19 protein-coding genes are annotated in these 23,937 nt (G+C 62.4%); 6 read left to right on the forward strand and 13 right to left on the reverse strand.

The genetic code is table 11. The features are described from left to right. Positions 1–139 precede the first annotated feature (139 nt). Positions 140–3,067: an aminotransferase gene (locus CRP40_RS03310; protein ID WP_027916269.1), complete on the reverse strand. Its 2,928-nt coding sequence runs from the start codon at positions 3,065–3,067 to the stop codon at positions 140–142. A gap of 411 nt (positions 3,068–3,478) precedes the next feature. On the opposite strand from CRP40_RS03310, the gene CRP40_RS03315 reads away from it, so the two are divergent. Next, positions 3,479–4,591 carry a PAS domain-containing methyl-accepting chemotaxis protein gene (locus CRP40_RS03315; protein WP_027916268.1) on the forward strand — a complete coding sequence of 371 codons (1,113 nt, stop codon included), beginning with the start codon at positions 3,479–3,481 and terminating at the stop codon, positions 4,589–4,591. On the opposite strand, the gene CRP40_RS03320 is transcribed toward CRP40_RS03315, so the two are convergent. After that, entirely contained in the window at positions 4,572–4,952 is a 381-nt protein-coding gene (locus CRP40_RS03320; protein WP_027916267.1) for a MerR family DNA-binding protein, read from the reverse strand. The genes CRP40_RS03315 and CRP40_RS03320 overlap by 20 nt on opposite strands. Before the next feature lie 87 nt (positions 4,953–5,039). On the opposite strand from CRP40_RS03320, the gene CRP40_RS03325 reads away from it, so the two are divergent. Beyond that, positions 5,040–5,471 carry a hypothetical protein gene (locus CRP40_RS03325; protein WP_027916266.1) on the forward strand — a complete coding sequence of 144 codons (432 nt, stop codon included), beginning with the start codon at positions 5,040–5,042 and terminating at the stop codon, positions 5,469–5,471. 70 nt (positions 5,472–5,541) lie between these two features. On the opposite strand, the gene CRP40_RS03330 is transcribed toward CRP40_RS03325, so the two are convergent. The 7 genes from CRP40_RS03330 to gloB form a co-directional block, all read right to left on the reverse strand. Further along, on the reverse strand, positions 5,542–7,149 hold the full coding sequence (locus CRP40_RS03330; protein WP_027916265.1) for an ABC transporter ATP-binding protein: 1,608 nt from the start codon (positions 7,147–7,149) through the stop codon (positions 5,542–5,544). 1 nt (position 7,150) lies between these two features. Further along, a complete protein-coding gene (locus tag CRP40_RS03335; protein ID WP_023534824.1) occupies positions 7,151–8,170 on the reverse strand; it encodes an ABC transporter permease in 1,020 nt (339 codons plus the stop codon). A gap of 1 nt (position 8,171) precedes the next feature. Then, complete coding sequence (locus CRP40_RS03340; protein WP_027916264.1) at positions 8,172–9,245, reverse strand: microcin C ABC transporter permease YejB; 1,074 nt, start codon at positions 9,243–9,245, stop codon at positions 8,172–8,174. A 1-nt stretch (position 9,246) separates the two neighbouring features. Continuing rightward, positions 9,247–11,082 (reverse strand): extracellular solute-binding protein, encoded by a 1,836-nt coding sequence (locus tag CRP40_RS03345; protein WP_027916263.1) that lies wholly within the window; start codon positions 11,080–11,082, stop codon positions 9,247–9,249. Further along, entirely contained in the window at positions 11,079–12,908 is a 1,830-nt protein-coding gene (locus CRP40_RS03350; protein ID WP_081728234.1) for an extracellular solute-binding protein, read from the reverse strand. Before CRP40_RS03350 ends, CRP40_RS03345 begins: the two co-directional genes overlap by 4 nt. Before the next feature lie 129 nt (positions 12,909–13,037). After that, positions 13,038–14,468 carry a lytic transglycosylase domain-containing protein gene (locus CRP40_RS03355; RefSeq protein WP_027916261.1) on the reverse strand — a complete coding sequence of 477 codons (1,431 nt, stop codon included), beginning with the start codon at positions 14,466–14,468 and terminating at the stop codon, positions 13,038–13,040. Positions 14,469–14,568: 100 nt separating this feature from the next. Next, positions 14,569–15,348 carry a hydroxyacylglutathione hydrolase gene (gloB, locus tag CRP40_RS03360; RefSeq protein ID WP_027916260.1) on the reverse strand — a complete coding sequence of 260 codons (780 nt, stop codon included), beginning with the start codon at positions 15,346–15,348 and terminating at the stop codon, positions 14,569–14,571. Between the two features lie 86 nt (positions 15,349–15,434). On the opposite strand from gloB, the gene CRP40_RS21890 reads away from it, so the two are divergent. The 3 genes from CRP40_RS21890 (at position 15,435) to dnaQ (ending at position 17,523) form a co-directional block, all read left to right on the forward strand. Next, complete coding sequence (locus CRP40_RS21890; protein WP_027916259.1) at positions 15,435–16,208, forward strand: methyltransferase domain-containing protein; 774 nt, start codon at positions 15,435–15,437, stop codon at positions 16,206–16,208. Positions 16,209–16,221: 13 nt separating this feature from the next. Then, entirely contained in the window at positions 16,222–16,668 is a 447-nt protein-coding gene (gene rnhA / locus CRP40_RS03370) for a ribonuclease HI (RefSeq protein ID WP_023534768.1), read from the forward strand. Between the two features lie 96 nt (positions 16,669–16,764). Then, on the forward strand, positions 16,765–17,523 hold the full coding sequence (dnaQ, locus tag CRP40_RS03375; protein ID WP_027916258.1) for a DNA polymerase III subunit epsilon: 759 nt from the start codon (positions 16,765–16,767) through the stop codon (positions 17,521–17,523). A gap of 84 nt (positions 17,524–17,607) precedes the next feature. On the opposite strand, the gene CRP40_RS03380 is transcribed toward dnaQ, so the two are convergent. Next, complete coding sequence (locus CRP40_RS03380) at positions 17,608–17,826, reverse strand: hypothetical protein (protein WP_027916257.1); 219 nt, start codon at positions 17,824–17,826, stop codon at positions 17,608–17,610. A gap of 155 nt (positions 17,827–17,981) precedes the next feature. On the opposite strand from CRP40_RS03380, the gene CRP40_RS03385 reads away from it, so the two are divergent. Beyond that, positions 17,982–18,542, forward strand: coding sequence for an NAD(P)H-dependent oxidoreductase (locus CRP40_RS03385; protein ID WP_023534853.1), 561 nt, complete (start codon positions 17,982–17,984; stop codon positions 18,540–18,542). Positions 18,543–18,624: 82 nt separating this feature from the next. On the opposite strand, the gene CRP40_RS03390 is transcribed toward CRP40_RS03385, so the two are convergent. From CRP40_RS03390 to nuoM, 3 genes are all read right to left on the reverse strand, one after another. Beyond that, complete coding sequence (locus CRP40_RS03390; protein ID WP_027916256.1) at positions 18,625–20,697, reverse strand: TonB-dependent receptor; 2,073 nt, start codon at positions 20,695–20,697, stop codon at positions 18,625–18,627. A gap of 217 nt (positions 20,698–20,914) precedes the next feature. Continuing rightward, positions 20,915–22,384, reverse strand: a complete 1,470-nt coding sequence (gene nuoN / locus CRP40_RS03395) for an NADH-quinone oxidoreductase subunit NuoN (RefSeq protein WP_023534778.1) — start codon at positions 22,382–22,384, stop codon at positions 20,915–20,917. 7 nt (positions 22,385–22,391) lie between these two features. After that, positions 22,392–23,924: an NADH-quinone oxidoreductase subunit M gene (gene nuoM, locus CRP40_RS03400; RefSeq protein WP_023534786.1), complete on the reverse strand. Its 1,533-nt coding sequence runs from the start codon at positions 23,922–23,924 to the stop codon at positions 22,392–22,394. Positions 23,925–23,937: the final 13 nt, after the last annotated feature.

Genomic DNA, 23,937 nt, shown 5'->3' on the forward strand with positions numbered 1-23,937 from the left:
CTAAGAACTTCCCGTCGTGCATTGCTCTCGCCCCTATATACAGCCCGTGTGGAAGCGGCCTCGCCGGGGCGTCGGACCGGCCGCGATGGGTCGCGTAGCGACCCCAGTCGTCTCATGAGGTTGCTCAAACACCGAAACTTCACACCCCCTGCGAAAGCACCCGATCAATGCAGTCGACAAAATAATCCACACTCGCCCGCGTGGTGCACATCGGCGGTTTGATCTTCAGGATGTTCAGGTAATCGCCCGTCGGCTGCATGAAAATCCCCAGCTCGCGCAGGCGATCACACAGCACCCGGGTTTCCTCGGTCGCAGGTTCCAGCGTATCCCGGTCGCGCACCAGTTCCAGCCCCAGATAAAAGCCCGAACCATGCGCCGCGCCTGCCAATGGGTGCTTGTCGACCAGCGCTTGAAGCCGGGCCTTGAAATAGCGCCCGGTTTCGCGGGCATTGTCCCACAGGCCCTCCTGCTGCAACACATCCAGCACCGCCATGCCAATGCGGCAACTGACCGGGCTACCGCCGGCAGAGGAGAAGAAGTACCCCTCAGCCTCCAGCGCCTCGGCGATGTCGCGACGAGTGATCACTACCCCCAGCGGCTGGCCATTGCCCATACCCTTGGCCATGGTGATGATATCCGGCACCACGCCTTGCTCTTCGAAACCCCAGAAATGCTCTCCTAGACGGCCATAGCCCACCTGCACTTCGTCGGCGATGCACACCCCGCCGCGTGCACGCACCTTGGCATAGGCCGCTTGCAGATAGCCCGGCGGTAAAGCGATGCCGCCGGCATTGCCATACACAGGCTCGCAGATGATCCCGGCCAGCTGGCGCCCGTTCGTATCGAGTTCGGCCAGGCGAGCATCGACGTCGCGCAGGTAGTCAGCGGCGCTGTCCGCGCCTCGGAAACGGCCGCGGAACGTGTTGGGGGCTTCTACCGGGTGCACCCAGGCGGGGCGAGTTTCCAGGGCCTGCGGGTTGTCGGCGATGGACGTGGAGATTGCATCCGTCGCCACCGACCAGCCATGGTAGGCCTCCAGCACGCTGAGCATGTCGCGGCCACCGCTGTAGGCCCATGCCAGGCGGATAGCCAGGTCATTGGCTTCGGTACCGCTGTTGACCATGAACACGCGGTCGAAACCGTCGGGCGCCAGGGCCAGCAGGCGTTCGGAAAATTCGGTGACGGCGGCGTAGTGAAAACGCGAATTGGTGTTGAGCAGCGACCACTGCCGCGCCGACTCGGCCGCCATGCGCGGATGACCGTGCCCCAGGACGGCCACGTTGTTGAGCATGTCCAGGTACGAGCGACCGTGCAGATCGATCAGGTAGTTGCGCCAGCCACGCTCGATCTGTGGTGGGTCGGCATAATAGTGCTTTTGCGACCGGGCAAAACTGGCCTCGCGCCGAGCCAGCAACGCGTGGGGATCTGGCAGGGCGTCGGCGTTGCAGTCCACACCCAGTAAGCCCGTAGGGGAAGGGCACAGGGCCAGCCATGCTGGCGCCTGGGAGGGCACCGCGAAGAATGGCGGTTCCAGGCTGCTGTCCAGGCACAGCTGAACGCTAAGCCTCTCGCCGCTTTTGCCCAATGCATCACCTTTTTGCAACCGTTGGCCGTCGACGGGGGCGTGGGCCAAGCCATCGATCCACAGGTTCCATGAGGGGGTGCGCAGATATCCGCTCTGTTCACCCACCGACCGCCATGTGCCGTCCTGCGGCGCCTGCACGACCGTGCCCGGTTCCAGTTTCAGCTCCACGCCCAACGCACAGGTTGCCGGTTCTTCGCTGCGATCGATGTGCGTCTGAGACAGGCGATACTGCCCATGCAACGTGCACGCTGGCGCTGACTGGGCTGCCAGCAGACGCTTGTCAAACCCTGACACTTCCCAGTTGCCGGCGTCGCAGTGCACGCTCAGTACACCCAAGTCCAGGCGGGCGACAGGGCGGCCAGCCACGGTAGGGAGCAGCGGTGCGCAATCATCGAAGCTGGGTACACAAGACGCCAAGCCAGCTGCCTGTAAAATGGCGACTTCCATCAGTGCCAGCGGTGTCGCCTGCGCAGTCTCGAAAATCTGCCATTCGTGGGCGGCGTTATCGCGGATGTACTGGTTACCAGGGTCGATGGCCTGCTGTTGAGCACTACTGAGCACCAGCACAATTGCACGGTTGAGCACCAAGGGCCACAACGCGCGTAGTTCTGCCTCGGTCAGCGGATTGACCGCCTGATAGGCACTGACTGCGGCGAGCACCCTGAAGGGGTCGCCTTCGGCATGATGCAGCAGGGCTGCGCAGGTCACCGACAGGTCGGCAACGCGCCAGGTGCGAACCAAGTCGCCGAAATCGATGAGCCCCTGCAGTTGCCACTCGCGCTGCGCATCGCGAGCCCAGACGGTATTGTCATCGGTGATGTCCAGGTGCACGGCCTGGATGGGCAATTGCTCCATCAAGGGGGACAGGCGCAAGGCCGCGGCGCGTGCTGCCTCGCTCAGCCGTTCGCGTTGCCTGGGGTCGTCTACCTGTGACAGCAGGCGGTCAATCAATGCCGGGGCATGCCTGGGGTCCCACTGCAGCGTTCGCTCTAGACCCTCGTGGTCAAAATCGGCCAGGGCCCTGTCGACCTGCGCGCAGAGCGTGCCCATCGCCCTCATCACGGGGGCGGGAAGCCATCCGCATCGGGTCAGGGGTTGTCCTTGCAAGTACTCCAAAACCCGGACCCTCAGCACCTGCCCATCGATAGGCAGTGTCAGCAGGGTATCGCCATCCTTTGCGGCAAGCACCGAAGGCACCGGCAAGCCCCGGTCCCGCAGCACGCCCAGCGCAGCATGCTGGGCATGCAACTCGGGCTCGGCATAGCTGGCGTGACACGCCTTGAGCACGAACTGGGTCTGGCCAGTATCCATAAGTACATTCAGATCCTGCTGACTGCCAAGCGGCTGTATGTCACCCCGCAGGCCGTAATGCTCCGAAAGCATTGCAAGGGCCTGGGAGGGTTCCAGAGAGGGCGCAGGCAGGCTCACACGTTCTGCGATTTGGCGAAGGGCGGTGGCAGCATCATGAAGGTGTGCAGGCATGGGGTCGTACCGGGTCATGAAGGGGACTGACGCCATTAATGCCCGTTCTGAGCGATGAAGAAAGACGATTGTCTTCAGTTTTTCTGATAACCCCATAAGCAGTGCGGCTACGGCGTGGAGCGACGGCCCGCGTATCAATCATGTACACCGATTATTTCCTGTACAAGAAATACGATGCCTTAATGATGGCATCCCAGGCTGACTACTGGCTTCGGCCAATCACACTTATTAAGCCCTTCTATAGGAACGACCACCGTATCTTCTAGTCGAAACGGCATCAGGGACGTAACGATCAGACTCCAGGCACTCCATTGGACCGTGTCGTGGGGCTGTACAAGTAATGACTGATCTGTCACACGTAAGCGGTGACAAGACGCTGGTGCTGACGCACCCCACCCTCAGGTGACCCCTATGTTCAATCGGCAACTCAAAGCTACCTTGGCCGCCCGCGAAACCGAACTGGCCGCGCTTCGCCAGCGCCTCGACGTCTTGGAAAGCGGTGCATTCCTGCGCCTTGATGCACAACGTCGCGCCCTCGAATGCAGCTCGGCGTTCGCCACTGCCTTGGGCGTTTCGCCCGAAGAGGTGGTAGGGCAGCCACTCGGAAACTGGCTGGCCGCTCCGGCGCAGGAAAGCCAGGCGCTGCTGGAGGCCCTGTTGCGCTCCAGCGCCATCATCCAGTTCGACCTTGAGGGCAAGGTGGTGTCCGCCAACTCCAATTTCCTGACGGCGTTGGGTTACCGCCTGGACGAAGTGGTGGGACACCATCACCGCATGTTCTGCAGCCCTGATGAGGTCAAAGGCGAGGCCTATAGCAATTTTTGGCGCACGCTCAACGCAGGTCGCTACGTGACCGGGCGTTTCAAGCGCCTGGACCGCCACGGGCATGAGGTCTGGCTCGAGGCCAGCTATAACCCGGTCAGCGATGCCAGCGGCAAGCTGGTGAGGGTGGTCAAGTTCGCTTCCTTGGTGACCGACCAGGTGCAGCGTGAAGAGGCAGTCAAGCAAGCAGCGCAGGTGGCGCTTGAAGTGTCGCTGCAAACCGATGGCAGCGCCAGTGAAGGGGTCGTGGTCATGCAGGAAGTGGGGCAGTCCATGCAGGGGGTCGCGCGTCAACTGCAGTCGGCTGGCGATACCATCAGCGCGCTCGGCCAGCAATCGACGGTGATCAGCGCCATCGTCCAGACCATTGGCGCCATTGCATCGCAAACCAATCTGCTGGCGCTCAATGCGGCCATCGAGGCGGCGCGAGCAGGTGATCAGGGGCGTGGCTTTGCCGTGGTCGCCGACGAAGTACGCAAACTGGCCGGTCGCACCAGCGCAGCCACGGCGGAAATCGACGCGGTGGTGGCACGAAATCAGGCGTTGGTGACCCAGGCCGTGGGCGAAGTGCAAAGCAGCCGTGCCGAGGCAGCCAACGGCCTGCAGCTCGCTGACCATGCGGGGCATGTGATCAGCAGTATCCAGGAAGGTGCCAAGCGTGTGGTCGGCGCTGTCGAGCGGGTCAGCAAGGACCTGCGTTAGCATCCTGTAGGTTCGGGCGCAGGGGGCAGGCCAGGTCCAGGCGGTGTAGCAGGGATGCACGCAGTGCCTGCAGGTCGGCCATGCGCTGCTCGATGAGCGCCAGTTTATCGCGCAACAGTGCTTCAACGGCTTGTGCCGGCTCGGTTGCGCTCCACAACTGCTGCACGTTACTGCCAATTTCGCTGAGGCTGAACCCAAGGTGCTGCGCCGTACGGATGAAGGCGACCAGCTGTACGGTGTCATCGGCATAGTCCCGGTAACCGTTGGCCGAGCGCTGGGCCTTGATCAAACCCTTGGCCTCATAGAACCGCAGGGTATCGCGGCTGACCTCGCAGCAGGCGGCAAGTCGACCAATTCGCACGGCAATCTCCTTCTTGGGGTGCTTGACCCTGGAGCATACCCCAGGCTTTAGCCTGGGGCCTTCTTTACTTGAGCAAGGTGTTCGACGATGTGGAGCAAGCCCCACTACCGCAAGCTGGTGCGTATCAGTGGTTATTACGATTTGCTGATGACCATTGGTTTCGCGACCCCATGGACATTTGTCTGGTTGCACGGCTGGCTGGGTGATATGCACGCCTCCCTGGGGCTTCACGGTGAACTGCCGGTGTTCGAGCCGATGCACCTGTTGATGGCCAACCTCATGGGCTCGATCGTCTGCGTGTGGGCGTGGCTGCGCATACGTCATCCTCATGTGCGGTTCGGTCGTTATGATGCGGCCGGTCGCGTGCTGTTCAGTAGCTGGCAGCTGTATGCGCTGATGCACGGCGGCTCGGCGCTGATCTGGGGCATCTTGGTGATGGAGGTAGTGTGGGCGATCCTGCAACTGATGCCCGTCACCGGGCGCCGCCAGACGCTGTGTAGAACGCCCGCCGCCGCCTGACAGCGTGCCAACCCGACGCGCCCTGTGGATGAGCGCGTCGGGCCGGGACATGACTAACGCGCCGTGGGTGTCAGCGGCCCTCAGGCTGCAAGAACGCCGCCTCCAGCAGTTGCTGGGTGTAGGGGTGCTGCGGGTCCTGAAAGATGGCCTGAGCATCCCCTTGCTCGACCACATGACCTTGCTTGATCACCATCAGCTGATGGCTCAGGGCCTTGACCACCGCCAGGTCGTGACTGATGAACAAGTAGGTGAGGTTGTATTTTTGCTGCAGGTTGCGCAGCAGCTCAACCACCTGGCGCTGCACCGTCCGGTCCAGCGCGGAGGTGGGTTCGTCCAGCAGGATCAGCGCCGGCTTGAGCACCAGGGCCCTGGCGATCGCGATGCGCTGGCGCTGCCCGCCTGAGAACTCATGGGGGTAGCGATGGCGCGTCTGTGGGTCCAGCCCGACCTCCTGCAGTGCTGCGATGATGGCTGCTTCCTGTTCCTGGGCAGTCCCGATACGGTGGATGCGCAGGCCTTCGCCCACGATCTCGGCCACGCTCATGCGGGGGCTGAGGCTGCCGAACGGGTCCTGGAATACCACCTGCATTTCCCGGCGCAGCGGACGCACGGCTTGCTGGTTCAGCCCTTGCAGGTCCTTGCCGTGGAAGCGGATGCCGCCTTGGCTCCCAATCAAGCGCAGAATCGCCAGGCCCAGAGTCGACTTGCCTGAGCCCGACTCGCCCACAATGCCCAAGGTCTGCCCCTGAGGCAGGCTGAAATTGATACCGTCCACGGCTTTCACGTGGTCGACGGTGCGGCGCAGCAAGCCTTTCTTGATCGGGAACCACACTTTCAGGTCGTCCACCGCCAGCAGTGGCGAGCCGGGTGTGTTGTGAGCCGGCAAACCGCTGGGCTCGGCGTTGATCAGCATCTGCGTATACGGGTGCTGTGGGGCATCGAACAGCGTGGCGCAGTCGGCTTGTTCGACGATCTGCCCCTGCTGCATCACGCACACCCGGTGCGCGATTCGCCGTACCAAATTCAGGTCGTGGCTGATCAACAACAGGGCCATGCCCAGGCGCGCCTGCAGCGCCTTAAGCAGGTCGAGCACCTTGAGCTGTACGGTCACGTCCAGCGCGGTGGTCGGTTCATCTGCAATCAGCAGTTCTGGCTCGTTGGCCAACGCCATGGCGATCATCACACGTTGGCGTTGGCCGCCCGAGAGTTCGTGGGGCAGCGCCTTGAGGCGCTTGCGCGGCTCTGGGATACCCACCATCTCCAGCAACTCAAGGGTGCGAGCGGTGGCCTGCTTGCCGGTCAGCCCCTTGTGGATGAGCAGGATCTCGTTGATCTGCTTTTCGATGCAGTGCAGCGGATTGAGCGAGGTCATCGGCTCCTGGAAAATCATCGCGATGCGGTCGCCGCGAATGCGCTGCATGCTCTTTTCGTTCTGCTGCAGCAAGTCCTTGCCTTGGTAGCGGATGGTGCCACTGGGATGACGCGCCAGGGGATAGGGCAGCAAGCGCAGGATCGAGTGGGCAGTCACCGACTTGCCCGAACCGCTTTCTCCGACGAGCGCCAGCGTTTCACCCTTGCGGATGTCGAAGCTGATGCCGTCGACCACCCGGTTGGTGTGCTCGCCACTCACGAATTCGACGGCCAGGTCGCGCACTTCGATCAGGTTTTCTTCGCTCATGTCACTTCCTCGGGTCGAAGGCGTCGCGGGCGGACTCGCCGATGAATACCAGCAGGCTCAGCATCACGGCCAGCACGGCAAATGCGCTGATGCCAAGCCACGGCGCCTGCAGGTTGGATTTGCCCTGCGCAACCAACTCACCGAGCGACGGGGCGCCCGGAGGCAGGCCGAAGCCGAGGAAGTCCAACGCGGTCAGCGTGCCGATCGCGCCGGTGAGAATGAACGGCATGAACGTCATGGTCGAGATCATGGCATTGGGCAGGATATGCCGGTACATGATCGCGCCGTTGCGCATGCCCAGTGCGCGCGCGGCGCGCACGTACTCAAGGTTGCGTCCGCGCAGGAATTCGGCGCGGACCACGTCCACCAGGCTCATCCAGGAAAACAACAGCATGATGCCCAGCAACCACCAGAAATTGGGCTGCACGAAGCTGGCCAGGATGATCAGCAGGTAAAGCACCGGCAGGCCGGACCAGATTTCCAGGAAGCGTTGCCCGGCCAGGTCTACCCAGCCACCATAGAAACCCTGCAAGGCACCGGCGATCACGCCGATGATCGAGCTGAGCACGGTCAGGGTCAGGGCGAACAGTACCGAAATGCGAAACCCGTAGATCACCCGTGCCAGCACGTCGCGCCCTTGATCATCGGTGCCCAGCCAGTTGTCGGATGAGGGCGGGGCGGGGGCGGGTACGCGCAGGTCGTAGTTGATGCTCTGGTAGCTGAAGGGTATGGGCGCCCACAGCACGAAGCTGTCTTTCTTGGCCAGCAGGTCACGCACGTAGGGGCTTTTGTAGTTGGCTTCCAGCGGGAACTCACCGCCAAAGGTGGTTTCCGGGTAGCGCTTGAAGGCAGGGAAGTACCACTGGCCGTCGTAATGCACGGCAATGGGCTTGTCATTGGCGATGAGCTCGGCGCCCAGGCTCAACCCGAACAGGATCAGGAACAGCCACAGCGACCACCAGCCACGGCGGTTGGCCTTGAAACGCTCGAAGCGACGACGGTTCAGGGGGGACAAGGCCATGTCAGTGCTCCCGGCTGGCAAAGTCGATACGTGGATCGACCAGGGTGTAGGTCAGGTCGCCGATCAGTTTCACCACCAGCCCCAGGAGGGTGAAGATGAACAGGGTGCCGAAGACCACCGGGTAATCGCGGTTGATGGCCGCTTCGAAACTCATCAGGCCCAGCCCGTCGAGGCTGAAGATCACCTCGATCAGCAGCGAGCCTGTGAAGAAGATACCGATGAAGGCCGAAGGAAAGCCGGCGATCACCAGCAGCATGGCATTACGGAACACGTGGCCATACAGCACCCGCGACCGGCTCAGGCCCTTGGCCTTGGCGGTGACCACGTACTGCTTGTTGATCTCGTCGAGAAAGCTGTTCTTGGTCAGCAGCGTCATGGTGGCGAAGTTGCCGATCACCAAGGCCGTGATCGGCAACACCAGGTGCCAGAAATAATCGAGGACCTTGCCTGTGGTGCTCAGCTCATCGAAGTTGTTGGAGGTCAGGCCGCGCAGTGGGAACCAGTCGAAGTAGCTGCCGCCGGCGAACAGGACGATCAGCAAGATGGCGAACAGGAACGCCGGGATGGCATAGCCCACGATGATCGCCGAGCTGGTCCACACATCGAAGTGACTGCCGTGGCGAACCGCCTTGGCGATCCCCAGGGGGATCGAGATCAGGTACATGATCAGCGTGCTCCACAGCCCCAGTGAAATCGATACGGGCATCTTCTCCAGAATCAGGTCGATGACCTTGGCGTCACGGAAGAAACTGTCGCCAAAATCCAGCTGGGCGTAGTTCTTGATCATGATCCACAGGCGTTCGGGCGGCGATTTGTCGAAGCCGTACATGCGCTCGATCTCCGCCACCAGCGCAGGGTCCAGGCCCTGTGCACCCCGGTAGTTGGAGCCGGCCACCGACACCTCGGCACCGCCACCTGCGATCCGGCTGGTGGCGCCTTCGAAGCCTTCGAGCTTGGCGATCATCTGTTCCACCGGCCCGCCAGGTGCGGCCTGGACGATGATGAAGTTGATGATCAGGATGCCGAGCAGTGTAGGGATGATCAGCAGCAGTCGCCGCAGGATATAGGCCAGCATGTCAGTTGGCCTCGCCAGCAGTGGCCTGGGTTGCCTTGGGCGTTGAGCCGGGCTTGATCCACCAGGTGTCGATGCCGATGTCGTACTTGGGCGAAACCTTGGGATGACCGATGTGGTTCCAATAGGCCACGCGCCAGGTCTTGATGTGCCAGTTCGGGATCACGTAGTAGCCCCACAGCAATACCCGGTCCAGGGCACGGCAGTGGTCGATCAGGCTCTGACGCGACTCGGCGTTGATCAGGCCATCGACCAGTTGGTCGATGGCGGGGTCACGCAGGCCGATGAAATTGCGGCTCCCAGGGTTGTCGGCGGCCGCGCTGGACCAGAATTCCCTCTGTTCGTTGCCAGGAGAGTTGGACTGGGGGTAGCCGCCCACGATCATGTCGTAATCGCGCGAGCGCAGGCGGGTGATGTACTGGGACACATCGACCCGGCGGATGTTGAGTTCGATACCCAGGTCCGCGAGGTTGCGCTTGAACGGCAGCAAAATGCGTTCGAACTCGGTCTGGGCGAGCAGGAACTCGATGCTGACCGGCTGGCCGTTGGTGTCGACCATCTTGTCGTCGACGATTTTCCAGCCCGCCTCCTGCAGCAACTTGTAGGCTTGGCGCTGCTGCTCCCGGATCATGCCGCTGCCGTCGCTGACCGGGTTATGGAAGGCCTGGGTGAAGACCTGTTCTGGCACCTGGCTGCGCACCGGTTCGAGGATTTGAAGTTCGCCAGGGCCGGGTAGGCCGCGGGCCGCCATCTCGGAGTTCTCGAAGTAACTGCCGGTGCGTGTGTAGGCGCCGTTGAACAGCTGCTTGTTGGTCCATTCATAGTCCAGCAGCAGGCTCAGCGCCTTGCGCACGCGGATATCCTGGAATACCGGCCGGCGAATGTTGAAGATGAAGCCCTGCATGCCAGTAGGGTTGCCATTGGGCAGCTCCTCCTTGATCAGGCGGCCGTCGCGCACAGCAGGCACGTTGTAAGCCGTGGCCCAGTTCTTGGCGCTGACTTCCAGCGCATAATCGAAGGCGCCCGCCTTCAGTGCCTCCAACGCGACCGTGGTGTCGCGGTAGGCGTCGAAGGTCATGGCGTCGAAATTGTAGAAGCCACGGTTGATGGGCAAGTCCTTGGCCCAGTAGTCCTTGACCCGCTCATAACGGACCGAACGCCCGGCCTTGACCTCGGCCACCTTGTACGGGCCGCTGCCCAGTGGGATTTCCAGATTGCCGCGGTTGAAGTCGCGCTGGGCGTACCAGTGCTTGGGCAGCACGGGCAACTGGCCGAGGATCAGCGGCAGTTCACGGTTGCCCTTGTGCTTGAACTTGAACACGACCTTGAGCGGGTCTTCGGCGACCACCTCGGCCACGTCCGCATAGTATTGGCGGTACAGGGGAGCACCGTCCTTCATCAGCGCATTGAAGGTGAACACCACGTCTTCGGCACGCATGGGATGGCCATCGTGGAACCGCGCCTCGGGGCGCAGGTAGAAGCGCACCCAGCTGTTGTCAGGCGCCTTCTCGATCTGTCGAGCGACCAGGCCGTATTCGGTGAAAGGCTCGTCCAGGCTCTGGCGCATCAAGGTGTCGTAGATGATGCTGATGTTTTCGGCAGATACCCCTTTGTTGATGAAGGGGTTGAGGCTGTCGAACCCGCCAAAGCTGGACTGGCGGAAGGTGCCGCCCTTGGGGGCGTCCGGGTTCACGTAGTCGAAGTGCTTGAAATCCGCCGGGTACTTGGGCGGCTCGTCGTACAGCGTGAGTGCGTGCTGCGGCGCTGCCAGCGCGGGAAGGCTCAGGCAGGCCAGCAACAGGCTGCCAGCCAGCCGGCGCAAGGAATGCGTGGGCGTCATTGGGCTTTCTCCGAAGTCTTGATCCACCAGCTGTTCAGCCCGAGGGTGTAGGGCGGCGTGGTGACGAAGCCGAACCGATTGCGGTAGGCCAGGCGGTGATTGTCGAGGTACCAGTTGGGAATCATGTAGTGCTGCCATGAGAGCACGCGGTCCAGCGCTCGCGCCGCTGCGACCTGATCATCGCGAGTGCGCGCCGCCAGCAAGGTGTCTAGCAGGTGATCGACCACGGGGTCGTCGACCCCGGCGTAGTTCTTGCTGCCCTTGATGGCCGCCTGGCTTGAATGGAAGTACAGCCACTGCTCGAGGCCCGGGCTCAGGGTCTGGTTCAGGGTCATCAGAATCATGTCGAAGTCAAACTGGTCCAGTCGCTGTTTGTACTGAGCGCGGTCCACGGTTCGCAAGCGCGCGTCTACACCGATGCTGGAGAGGTTTTCGACATACGGCTGCAGGATGCGTTCCAGGTTGGGGTTTACCAGTAGCACTTCAATGCGCAGCGGTTGGCCCTTGCTGTCGACCAGACGCTGGCCCTTGAGTGTCCACCCGGCCTCAGCCAGCAAAGCCAGGGCCTTGCGCAACGTCTGCCGGTCAATCCCGCGCCCGTCCGTACGGCTGACCTGGTAGGGTTCAGTGAACAGCTTGGCCGCGAGCTGGTCGCGAAACGGGGCCAGCAACAGCCATTCCTTGCCTTGGGGCAGGCCAGCGGCCGCGAACTCGCTATTGGGGTAATAACTGGTCGAGCGCCGGTAGGCGCTGCTGAACAGGGCACGGTTGGTCCACTCGAAATCGAACATCAAGCCCAGTGCTTGGCGCACCCGTGGATCGCTGAAGGTGGCGCGACGGCTGTTCATGAACAGGCCCTGGGTCTGGGTAGGGATGCGGTGGGGGATCTGCGCCTTGATCACCTCGCCGCGTCGCACGGCGGGGAACGTGTAGCCGTTGGCCCAGTTCTTGGCCTGATGCTCGATGTAGATGTCGAACTCACCTGCCTTGAAGGCTTCGAAGGCAACGGTGGAGTCGCGGTAGAACTCGTACTCGACACGGTCGAAGTTGTACTTGCCTCGATTCACCGCCAGGTCTTTGCCCCAGTAGTTTTTGACGCGCTCGAACACCAGGCGCCGGCCTGGCTGTACCTGGGTCACCCGGTAAGGCCCACTGCCCAGCGGGGGTTCGAAGGTAGTGGCCTTGAAGTCGCGCGTACGCCAGTAATGCTGGGGCAGGACGGGCATTTCCCCAAGGCGCAGGATCAACAACGGGTTGCCGGCTCGCTTGAACACGAAGCGAATACGCAGCGGCCCGAGAATGTCCACCCGCTGCACTTCCTGCAGGTTGGTCCGGTAAAGCGGATGACCTTCCTTGAGCAGTGTGCGGAAGGAGAAGGCCACGTCTGCCGACGTGATGGGCTTGCCATCGTGCCAGCGGGCTTGCGGGCGCAGGTTGAACACTACCCAGCTGCGGTCCTGGCTGTATTCGACCGAGCGGGCAATCAACCCGTAACTGGAGGTCGGCTCATCGCCCGAGGGGTCGTACTGGCCGGTACCCACCATGAGGGTCTCGTTGAGTTCATTGACCCCATACTGTTGAAAGTTGGGCGTGCTCACCGGGCTCGTACCCTTGAAGGTATAGGGGTTGAGCGTGTCGAACGTACCGAAGGCCATCGCCCGCAACGTGCCACCTTTGGGGGCTTGCGGGTTGACCCAGTCGAAATGGGTGAACGAGGCCGGGTACTTGAGCGTGCCGAACTGCGCGTAACCGTGGCTTTCGCTCACGGTTGCGACTGCGGGAAAGCTCAAGGCCAGGCTGAGTGTAAGAAGGAGGGGACGTATCAAGTCGGCATCCGATCCAAAGGCATTGGGCTTTGATCGGGCTACAGTAACAGTTTGCACTGGCGCAGCAAGCGCCAAACGGCAAGAAGACACAGGTACGCGCACGCACAGGTGTCCGCTTGCCGCCTGGGGTCAGTGGCCGACGTAGACGGTCAGGGTCTGGCCGGGTTTGAGCGCATGGCCACTGCGCGGATTCCAGCGCTTGAGGTGGGTCATCTCGACATTGAAGCGTTTGGCCACCAGATACAGCGAATCGCCCTTGCGCACCTTGTATTGGGTTGTGCGTTTTGCCGAGCTGGCGACCCGGTTAGCGGCGCCACTGGAGGCTTTGCCGCCGCGCAAGGCTAGCACCTGGCCGGCGCGCAGGCTGCTGCCCGACAGGCGGTTCCAGCGCTTGATGTCCGCAATGGATACACGGTTGGCCTTGGCGATGGTCCCCAGATTGTCACCACGCCTGACCTTGTAGCTGCGCGCGGCCACAGGCGCCTGGGCTTCGGCCACGGCGCGAGCGAAAGCAGCCTTGGGTGGCTGCAGGGTGACCAACTGCTCGGGGTTGAGGTTGGAGAGGCTGGCAGAGAGCAACTGCGCCTTGGCCGTGGGCACCAGCAACTGCTTCGGGCCATCGACCGTCATGCGCTTCTTGAAGGCTGGGTTCAGCTGGATGAGTTCGTCTTCGTCGATGTCGGCGAAAGCGGCCACCCGCGTCAGGTCGAGCCGGTCGTTGATCGCGACGGCCTCGAAGTAGGGCTCATTGGCGATCGGCGTCAGGTTCACGCCGTAGGCTTCAGGTGTGGAGACCACCTGTGACAAGGCCAGCAGCTTGGGCACGTAGTCGCGGGTTTCCTGAGGCAGTGGCAGGTTCCAGTAGTCGGTGGGCAAGCCCAGCTTCTCGTTGCGCTCCATCGCGCGGCTGACTGTGCCTTCGCCAGCATTGTAGGCCGCCAGTGCCAGCAGCCAGTCGCCGTTGAACATGTCGTGCAGGCGGGTCAGGTAGTCGAGCGCGGCGTTGGTCGAGGCGGTGACATCCCGACGGCCGTCATAGAAGTTGGTCTGGCGCAGGTTGAAGTGTCGACCGGTGGCTGGCATGAACTGCCACATGCCGGCTGCACTGGCGCGGGAGTACGCCATGGGGTTGTAGGCGCTCTCGATCGCCGGCAGCAGGGCCAGCTCCAGCGGCATGCCGCGCTCCTCGAGGCGTTCGACGATGTAGTGCAGGTAGAGACTGCCGCGCTCCCCGGCGCTTTCGATGAACGTGGGGTTGCTGGCAAACCACAGGCGCTGTTGATCGATGCGCGGGTTGACGTCGCGGTACTCCTGGAGCACGAAGCCCTGGCGCATGCGTTCCCAGACATCCCGAGGCGCTTGCTCGACCGGCTTGACCAGCAATGGCGCCGGCCTTGGTTTGATTCGCGCTTGCTGGCTGTGCGCACGGACGCTATCGGCTTCGTCGAGCTGATGGGTGCTCTGGCAGCCCACCAAGGTGGCGGCCAGAGCGAGCGCACTGACCTGGGCCAGGCGCGTCAGCGCGACGGAATGAGAGGTTCTGCGGCTTCGGGAAGACATCGGCGGGCACAGGTATCCGGGCAAAAAATTTCGGCGATTCTAGGAACCGCTCCGGACCGGGTCAACCTTTGACCGCCACTTGCGATATATCTTGGGGTTATCAGAAGCTGTCTTTCCAAGACCTCAAGGCAGCAAAAACAGCGACATGCGAGGTGTTGGAATGTCCCTTCCATTCGTCTGCTTTTTGTTTAACAGATGTTTCAGCGGTGCGCAGGAAGGGGTTTGTCAGCCGTTCCAGACCAATGGTGGAGGGCAGTGTGATGCAGTCTTGCGCACGCAGCCGGGAGACCGTTTCGAAGCGCTTCACTACATCTTCATTGTCAGGTTCCACGGCCTTGGCAAAACGCAAATTGCTCAAGGTGTATTCATGTGCGCAGTAGACCTGGGTCTCGGCTGGCAGGGCTGCCAGGCGGGCCAGGGCCGGTTGCATCTGCTCGGCAGTGCCCTCGAACATGCGTCCGCATCCGGCTGCGAACAGGGTATCGCCACTGAACAGTACAGGCGTGGCCGCGCCAGCGTTGAAGAACGCGATGTGCCCCAGTGTATGGCCCGGCACGGCAAGCACCTCATAGACCTCACCCAGCACTGTGACCTGGTCGCCATCGTCCAGTGCCACATCCCTGCAAGGGATATCCTCGTTGGCTGGGCCGTGTACTTGCGCGCCCGTCAACGCCTTGAGCCGCGCCACACCGCCTACATGGTCGTTGTGATGGTGAGTGATGAGCATGTCGGTAAGCTGCCAACCAGGATGCGCGGCAAGCCACCGTTCCACCGGGCCGGCATCGCCAGGGTCGACCACCGCGCAGCGGCGTTTGGCAGTATCCTGTAACAACCAGATGTAATTGTCCGAGAAAGCGGGCAACGCTTCGATCTGTATCATGGTGGGAATCCGATTCGCCTTGCTTGGCACATGAAGGCATCTTAGCCGCGATGGCGCGGTGGGAGAACCTTTCGAGGAATTGCACAATGACCGACCAAGCCTTTGCCCAGGCCGACCCGGACTGGATCAAGCTGATCAGCCTGGCCCGTGAGTGGTTTCAGGGCCCGCTCGGCCAATTGATGCTGCAAGAAGAACAGAAGCTGCTGGAGGAAGAGCTGGGTCGCTTCTTCGGTGGCTACCTGGTGCACTATGGCCCCTGCGCCGACGCCCCACCCAGTGCGCCGAAGGTCCAGCGCAACGTGCGCCTCGGCGCGCCGCTGCCGGGGGTGGAGATCGTCTGCGAGGAACAGGCCTGGCCGTTGAGCGAGCACGCGGCCGATGTGGTGGTGTTGCAACATGGGCTGGATTTCAGCCTGTCGCCCCACGGGCTGCTGCGTGAGGCCGCCAGCGCCGTGCGCCCAGGCGGTCATCTGCTGATCGTCGGAATCAATCCGTGGAGCAGTTGGGGGGTGCGTCACCTGTTTAGCCGTGGCGCTTTGCGCAAGGCCCGCTGCATCTCGCCTTCGCGACTGGGTGACTGGCTCAACCTGCTGGGCTTTGCCTTGGAGAAACGCCGCTTCGGGTGCTATCGTCCGCCGCTTGCTTCGCCTGCCTGGCAGCAGCGCCTGGAAGGGTGGGAGCGCATGGCGGGCGGGTGGCAAAGCGCTGGCGGCGGTGTCTATGTGCTGGTGGCGCGCAAGATGGTCGTGGGCCTGCGGCCGCTGCGGCCCCAGCGTCGCGAGCCGATGGGCAAGTTGCTGCCGTTGCCATTGGCCAAGGTCAACCGCACCTCGGCGACCCCCGATCCCGATAAGCAGTGAATACGAGTGGTACATGAGCGATAGCGTCGAAATGTTTACCGATGGTGCCTGCAAGGGCAACCCTGGCCCCGGCGGCTGGGGTGTGCTGATGATTTTCAAAGGCGTTGAAAAAGAGTTGTGGGGGGGCGAGCGCGAGACCACCAACAACCGCATGGAGTTAATGGCCGCCATCCAGGGGCTGATGGCGCTCAAGCGTGAATGCGAGGTCGTGCTGACGACTGACTCGCAGTACGTGATGAAAGGCATCAACGAATGGATGGTCAACTGGAAAAAGCGTGGCTGGAAAACCGCGGCCAAGGAACCTGTGAAGAATGCCGACCTGTGGCAGTTACTCGACGAACAGGTCAACCGCCACAAGGTGACCTGGAAATGGGTCCGCGGCCACATTGGCCACCCCGGCAACGAGCGTGCGGACCAGCTGGCCAACCGTGGCGTGGACGAAGTGCGCGCCCGGGCATGACGCGCTGAACCCGATGCCAGGTGCGAAGGGGGCTCAGCGCTCGCCCTGCTGTTATACTGCGCACCTTTGTAAACGATGCAAGTTGGAGTCCCCCAAGTGGAGCAACAGCAAGACAAGCGGTTCGTTATCCTCGATACCGAAACCACGGGTATGCCGGTCAGCGAGGGGCACCGCATCATTGAGATTGGCTGCGTCGAGGTGGTCGGCAGGCGCCTGACAGGCAGGCATTTCCACGTCTACTTGCAGCCTGACCGCGAAAGTGACGAGGGCGCGATCAACGTCCACGGCATCACTGACGCCTTCCTGATTGGCAAGCCGCGCTTCGGCGACGTCGCCGAGGAGTTCTTCGCGTTCATCCAGGGCGCTACGCTGGTCATCCACAACGCGGCATTCGACGTCGGGTTCATCAACAACGAGTTCGCGCTGCTGGGCCAGCAGGACCGTGCTGACCTGTCCCAGCACTGCACCATTCTCGACACCTTGTTGCTGGCGCGGGCGCGTCATCCGGGGCAACGCAACAGCCTGGATGCCTTGTGCAAACGCTACGATATCGACAACTCGGGGCGCGAACTGCACGGCGCGTTGCTCGACGCCGAGCTGCTGGCGGATGTCTACCTGGCAATGACCGGGGGGCAGACCAGCCTCTCGTTGGCAGGGCATGGCAGCGATTCGGACGAAAACGGGCAGGGTAGCGGAGGAGCTGACATTCGTCGCATCAGCGGTCGCGCGCCCGGCCGGGTCATTCTGGCCGCACCGGATGAGCTCGAAGCTCATGCCGAACGCCTTGCAGCGATTGCCAAGTCCGCTGGCGGCCCATCGCTCTGGCAGGCACTGGCTGAGCGGTCAGCGGACTGAAAAAGCGACGGCCTGCTGCTGGTCAATCAAGACCGCAAGCGGTCTCACCCTCATCGAGCAGTAACAGGCCAGTGCCTCTTCGTGTCATGGGATACGGATGATTTCGACACCGGTGCGGGCAAGCTCGAATCGATTTTCACCCAGGTAGTTGACGCGATCGCCGATGGCAAGGCGGTAGGTGGTGATAGGTGCGCCGGTCGTGCTGCCGTCGTGTTGCAGGGTAGATTCCTGAAACTCGTGCACGGGATAGATACGGCCTTCGGCGTCGCGGGCATGGAATTGGCCGACCATTACTGCTGCCATTTGGGTGGAACCCTCTGAATTGCGTAGGAAATGTCTGTAGCAGTAGACCTTCCAAGGGCAGGGGAAGTTTTCGCGGCCGGGAAAAAAAACCAAAGCAGCGCAAAACGGTCATCTATAACTACATCGTCCCTGAAAACATGAAGTTGGAGATTGCCATGACCCAGGTCTATTCGGTTGCCGTCGTCGTCGGTAGCCTGCGCAAGGATTCCTATAACCGCAAGGTGGCCCGCGCGCTGTCTGAGCTGGCGCCGTCGAGCCTGGCACTGAAGATCGTCGAGATCGGCGACTTACCCCTGTACAACGAAGACCTGGAAACCGATGCCCCGCCAGCTGCCTGGACACGCTTTCGGAACGACATCAAGGGCAGCGATGCGGTGCTCTTCGTCACGCCGGAGTACAACCGGACCATGCCAGGCTGCCTGAAGAATGCCATCGATGTGGGTTCAAGGCCTTACGGGCAAAGCGCGTGGGGCGGCAAGCCGGCAGCCGTGGCGAGTGTGTCGCCAGGTGCGATCGGCGGCTTCGGTGCCAACCATTCAGTGCGCCAGTCCCTGGTGTTCCTGGACATGCCATGCATGCAGATGCCGGAGGCCTACATTGGCGGCGCTGCCAGCCTGTTCGACGAGTCAGGCAAACTCAACGACAAGACCCGGCCGTTTTTGCAAGGCTTCATCGACAAGTTCGCGTCTTGGGTGAAGCTGAATCGCTCTGTATGACCGTGGCCTGAGCGGCACCACATTGTGCGGGCCAGTCGGCCCGCGCAATGTTTGTCAGCCAAGGGCTGCCCGATCGTGGCAGTCAGCGGAATGTGTAGGACACTCCCGCATAGACCGCAGCGCCTTCGCCCGGAGTGGAGCGGGCAATGTCCCGCCCTGCGTCATTGAAGCCTGGGGTTACGGTCGCTGCGTAGCGCTTGTTGGTCAGGTTGCGTAGATCCAGCCAGGCCTGCCAGTCACGCTGCGGCGAGTCCCAACCGAGACGGGCGCCGAGGGTGGCGTAATCGTCGGCATGGTAGCTGTTGGCATAGTCCACTTGCACCTTGGACGCCATCTGCGTGTTGATCCCGGCGTAGAAGCCGCTGGGCCAGTCGAAGCGCAACTCGGCCTGATAGTAGTGCATGGGGATGCCCGGCAGGCGGTTGTCGCCGAATCTTTCGTCGTCGCGGTAATGGAAGTCACTGAAGGTGTAGGCCTGACGCAGGCTCAGGCGACCCAGGCCTGACTGCTCCCAGAGCGTGCTGTCCAGCCCGACCTCCACGCCCTGGTGCACCGTGGCGCTGGCATTGAATTCCGAGGTGAAGTTCGGCACCACCTCGACCGCGAGCAGTTCGTGGCGTACTTGGGCGTAGTACCAGGCAAGGTCCCACCGCCCGAATGCCGACTCGCCGCGCGCACCTACTTCCAGCGTGGTGGCTGTCTGGTTCTGCATTTCGATCGGTTGAATCTGCTTGCCGCCCACGCTTGGCGAGCTCCAGATCAGCGACCATGGGTGGGGCGGTTCCACCGAGCGGCTGAGGTTGCCGTACACCTGCAGGTCCGGGCGTGCGTCGTAGCGCAGTCCGATGCGCGGCGCATAATCCCAATCATGCATCGACACCTTGCCGCCTTCGGCGGGGTAGGTCACGTCGCTCTCGCGTCGCGTATAGATAGCGGCCAGCCCGGTTGTCAGCCACAGGTTCGGTATGAGCTCCAGGTCATTACCCAGATGCAACACGGTATCGGAGCCTTGATAGGTGAAGTCACGTGTCCGAGTGCCGATCACCTGGCCGTTGCGCGCAAATTGTGAGGCGCCGCTGTTGGGCAGGTGCTTGGTGGTGCGCCAGCCCACGGTCGTCTTGCTCTCACGGCCAAACACCGTGTCGCGCCGCTGATAGTTCAGCGTGCCACTGACGTCGGTGTAAGCCACCTTCAGGCGCATCGGGCCCTCGCGCAGGTCCATGGGGTAATCGTGGTAGACCAGGCCGGCTTCGACGCGGGCATCATCGTCGAGGTAGAACGTGGTCTTGCTGCCAACCCAGGTACTGCCCGGCTGCGGACGGCTGTCATCACGTGCCAGGTAGGCAGGGTTCGCCGAGGTAGGGTGATGCTTGATCTGGTCTTTGGTCAAACGTCCGGCCAGGTCGTTCTCCGTTTCCCGGTAGCGCAGGTAGAGCCGTGTTTCAAGGTTGGGGTTGAAGCGATAGCCGACGTTGGCCGCGATGCCCTTGGCGCTGCCGCTGCTGTGCTGCTGGTATCCGTCGTAGTGCGCATCGGTCAGCGTAACGTAGTAGTCAAGGTTACCGAGTACTTGGCCGGAGCTGATGTGGCGGCGCTGATAGCCACGGCTGCCGACTTCATAGCGCACGTGCAGGGGCGCTGCATCGTAGCCGGTGTGGGTGACGTAATTGATGGCACCGCCCAACGCCAGCGATCCCTGATCAAACCCGTTGGCACCGCGCAGCACTTCGGCGCGGTTGAGCCACAACGGCTCGAACAGCTCGTAGGGCGTGCCCCCGGGGCCGGTCAGCGGCAGGCCGTCGAACTGCGTGTAGACCCCTGAGCCGTGCGCGCCTGGGGCCCGGTTGAGGCCGGAGCCGCGAATCGACAACTTGATGCCGTCGTTGCCCGCCGACTGGGCGAACACCCCCGGCTGGTAGGCAAGGACATCCTGGTTGCTGGCCACACGGCCTTGACCCACCTTTTGCATGTCCACCAGGTTGGTGCCACCTGGGGCACTGCGCAGGCGCTGCGCTGCGGCCTCCAGGTCCCCTTGCGCCTGGTCGGTGATCAGCACCTGGCCAAGTTCGATCGGGCTTGCTGACCAGGCAGGCGGGCTCGCAATGATGGCGCCAAGCAGGCCAAGGCGGGGGGACAGCAACAAAACGCGACGCATCGTAGGGCTCCAGACGACCAGCAGTGAGGCAACAGCGGTATGACGTACGAACCCGCGCTCAGATCACCCACAGCAGGGTAAAAATGCTGACACTGCCCCAACGCTTTCACCCACACGCCAGATCGGGCGACCGATAGGCCTGAGGGCGAGTCCAGCATTTGCCAGGCACAAACAAAAACACCCCGCGTAAGCGGGGTGTCTGGGATTGCCAGGCGGGTTAGCCGATCAGGTACAAACCTGCATGCTGCACCAGGTCCAGCAGCGGCTGCGGGTACACACCCAGTACGAAGACGAGCAGGGCGACAGCCAGCAGCATGACGCCACCGGTGCGCTGTTCCCACTTCAACGGTGCGTCGTGACGGCGCAGGTTAGGCTCGACCAGGTACAGGGTGACCATCACACGCAGGTAGTAGTACACACCGATGGCACTACCGATGACCAGCGCGCCCACCAACCACCACAGCTGCGACTCGACACCGGTGGCAATGATGTAGAACTTGCCGATGAAACCAGCGGTGAGCGGGATACCGGCGAGCGACAGCATCATCACGGTCAGCACGGCGGTCAGGTAGGGGCGACGCCAGAACAGACCGCGGTACTCGTACAGCGCGTCAGCATCGCGGCCACCGTAGGGCGAGGACATCAAGGTGATGACACCGAATGCCCCAAGGCTTGTGAGCACGTAGGTGACCAGGTAGACGCCCATGGCCTCCAGCGCCAGGCCCTTGCTGGCCACCAGCGCGATCAGCAGGTAGCCGAAGTGGGCGATGGACGAGTAACCCAGCAGGCGCTTGAGGTTGCTCTGGGTCAGCGCCAGCAGGTTACCGACCAGGATCGACGCCACGGCGATGATGGCAAGCACCGTGCTCAGCACACCGCTGCTGGCGGCAGGGGAGAGCATGAACAGGCGGATGACCACCGCGAACACCGCAACCTTGCTGGCCGTGGCGAGGAACGCGGCGACCGGGGCCGGAGCACCTTCGTACACATCGGGCGTCCACAGGTGGAACGGTACCAGCGACAGTTTGAACGCCAGGCCGACCAACATCATGCCCAGACCCAGTTGAGCCAGCAGGCTCGGCATGCTGGTGGCAGCCAATGCCTTGCCCAACTGGTCGAAGGTCAAGCTGCCGGCGTCGGCGTACAGCAGCGCCATGCCGAACAGCAGGAAGGCAGAACCTGCTGCCGACAGCACCATGTACTTGATGCCGGCTTCAAGCGAGCGCTTGTTGAAGAACGCATACGCCACCAGGCCGTAGACCGGTACCGACAGCAACTCCAGGCCAATGAACAGGCCCGCCAGGTGGTTGGCGCTGACCAGCACCAGCCCGCCCAGTGCCGACATCAGCAGCAGCAGGTACAGCTCTTCGCGGTTGCCCGGGAAACCCTTGGCGCCTTCGCCCAGGTAGGCATGGGCGAGCGTTACGCATGCCAGGGTCGCGACCAACATGATTGCCATGTACAGGCAGGCGAACTTGTCGATGGTGATCAGCGACGTGACCGCCAGTGGCGCGACCTTCAATGCTGGCAGGATCGAAAGCAGGGCCAGGTTCAGCCCCACGGTGGACAGCAGGAACGTCTGCGAGTGATTGCGCTTCCAGGCGATCGCCAGCATCACCACCACCGTGGTGATGGTGGTGATCAGCATCGGCGCCAATGCGATGAAGTGTTGAGTGGTGAATTCCATAGCGCTCTTACCGGGCCGAAGCGAGTTGAGTGAAAGCGGAACCGAGCCACTGCTGCACACCACTCATGGTGGCGGCAGAGGTGTCGAGGAACGGCTGTGGATACACGCCCAGCAGCACCAGCAGTACCGCCAGGCCCAGCACCATGACCAGCTCGCGGGTGTCCATGCCGGCCAGTACGGTGTCCGATTTGCTCGGGCCGAAGTAGGCGCGGTGAATCATGATCAGCGAGTAGACCGAGCCGAATACCAGGCCGGTAGTGGCGATGACGGTGATCCAAGGCACGTGCACGAAGCTGCCGATCAGGATCAGGAACTCACCCACGAAGTTGCCGGTGCCTGGCAGCCCCAGGGAGGCGGCAGCGAAGAACAGGCTGATGGCAGGCAGGTAGGCGATGCGGTGCCACAGCCCGCCCATCTGGCGCATGTCGCGGGTGTGCAGGCGCTCGTACAACTGACCGGACAGGATGAACAGCGCGGCAGCCGACAGACCGTGAGCCAGCATCTGGATGACCGCACCTTGCAGTGCTTGCTGGCTACCGGAATAGATGCCGATCAGCACGAAGCCCATGTGAGAGACGCTGGAGAAGGCGATCAGGCGCTTGATGTCGGTCTGGGCGAAGGCCAGGAAGGCCCCGTAGAAGATGCCGATCAGGCCCAGGGTCATGGCGATGGGCGCGAACTCTGCCGAAGCATTGGGGAACAGCGGCAGGGCGAAGCGCAGCAGGCCATAAGCAGCGGTCTTGAGCAGGATACCCGCCAGGTCCACGGAACCTGCGGTCGGCGCCTGGGCGTGGGCGTCGGGCAACCAGGAGTGGAACGGCACCACCGGCAGCTTCACGGCAAAGGCAATGAAGAAGCCCAGCATCAGCAGGTACTCGGTACCGGCCGGCAGGTCGGCCTTGAGCAGGTCGCTGTAGTTGAACGTGATCACACCGGTGTTGGTGTAGTTGACCAGTACCAGGCCCAGGATCGCCACCAGCATGATCAGGCCGCTGGCCTGGGTGAAGATGAAGAACTTGGTCGCCGCGTAGATGCGCGTCTTCTTGCCGTCCGCCGAGCTATGACCCCAGAGCGCGATGAGGAAATACATCGGCACCAGCATCATTTCCCAGAAGAAGAAGAACAGGAACAGGTCCAGCGCCAGGAACACACCGACCACACCGCCCAGGATCCACATCAGGTTCAGGTGGAAGAAGCCGACGTGGCGCTGGATCTCTTTCCAGGAGCACAGCACCGACAACACGCCCAGCAGGCCTGTGAGCAGGATCATCAGCAGCGACAGGCCGTCGAGGGCCAGGTGGATGCTGATGCCGAAGCGCTGGATCCACTGGACTTTGTATTCCAGGGCCCATGCAGGCTCGGCGCCCGGAGCCGGGGCAAGGGTGTAGTCGCCGTTAGCCCACAGCCACAGGCCGATGCCGAGCAACAGGGACATGGTCAGCAGCGCGATCCAGCGCGGCAGGGTAGCGCCGAAGCGCTCGCCCAGCCAGCACAGGAAGCCGCCGATGAAGGGGATCAGGATCAGCCAAGGCAAAATCATGACGGGTTGGTTT

This window comes from Pseudomonas sp. URMO17WK12:I9 (assembly GCF_900230165.1).
Taxonomy (GTDB): domain Bacteria; phylum Pseudomonadota; class Gammaproteobacteria; order Pseudomonadales; family Pseudomonadaceae; genus Aquipseudomonas; species Aquipseudomonas fulva.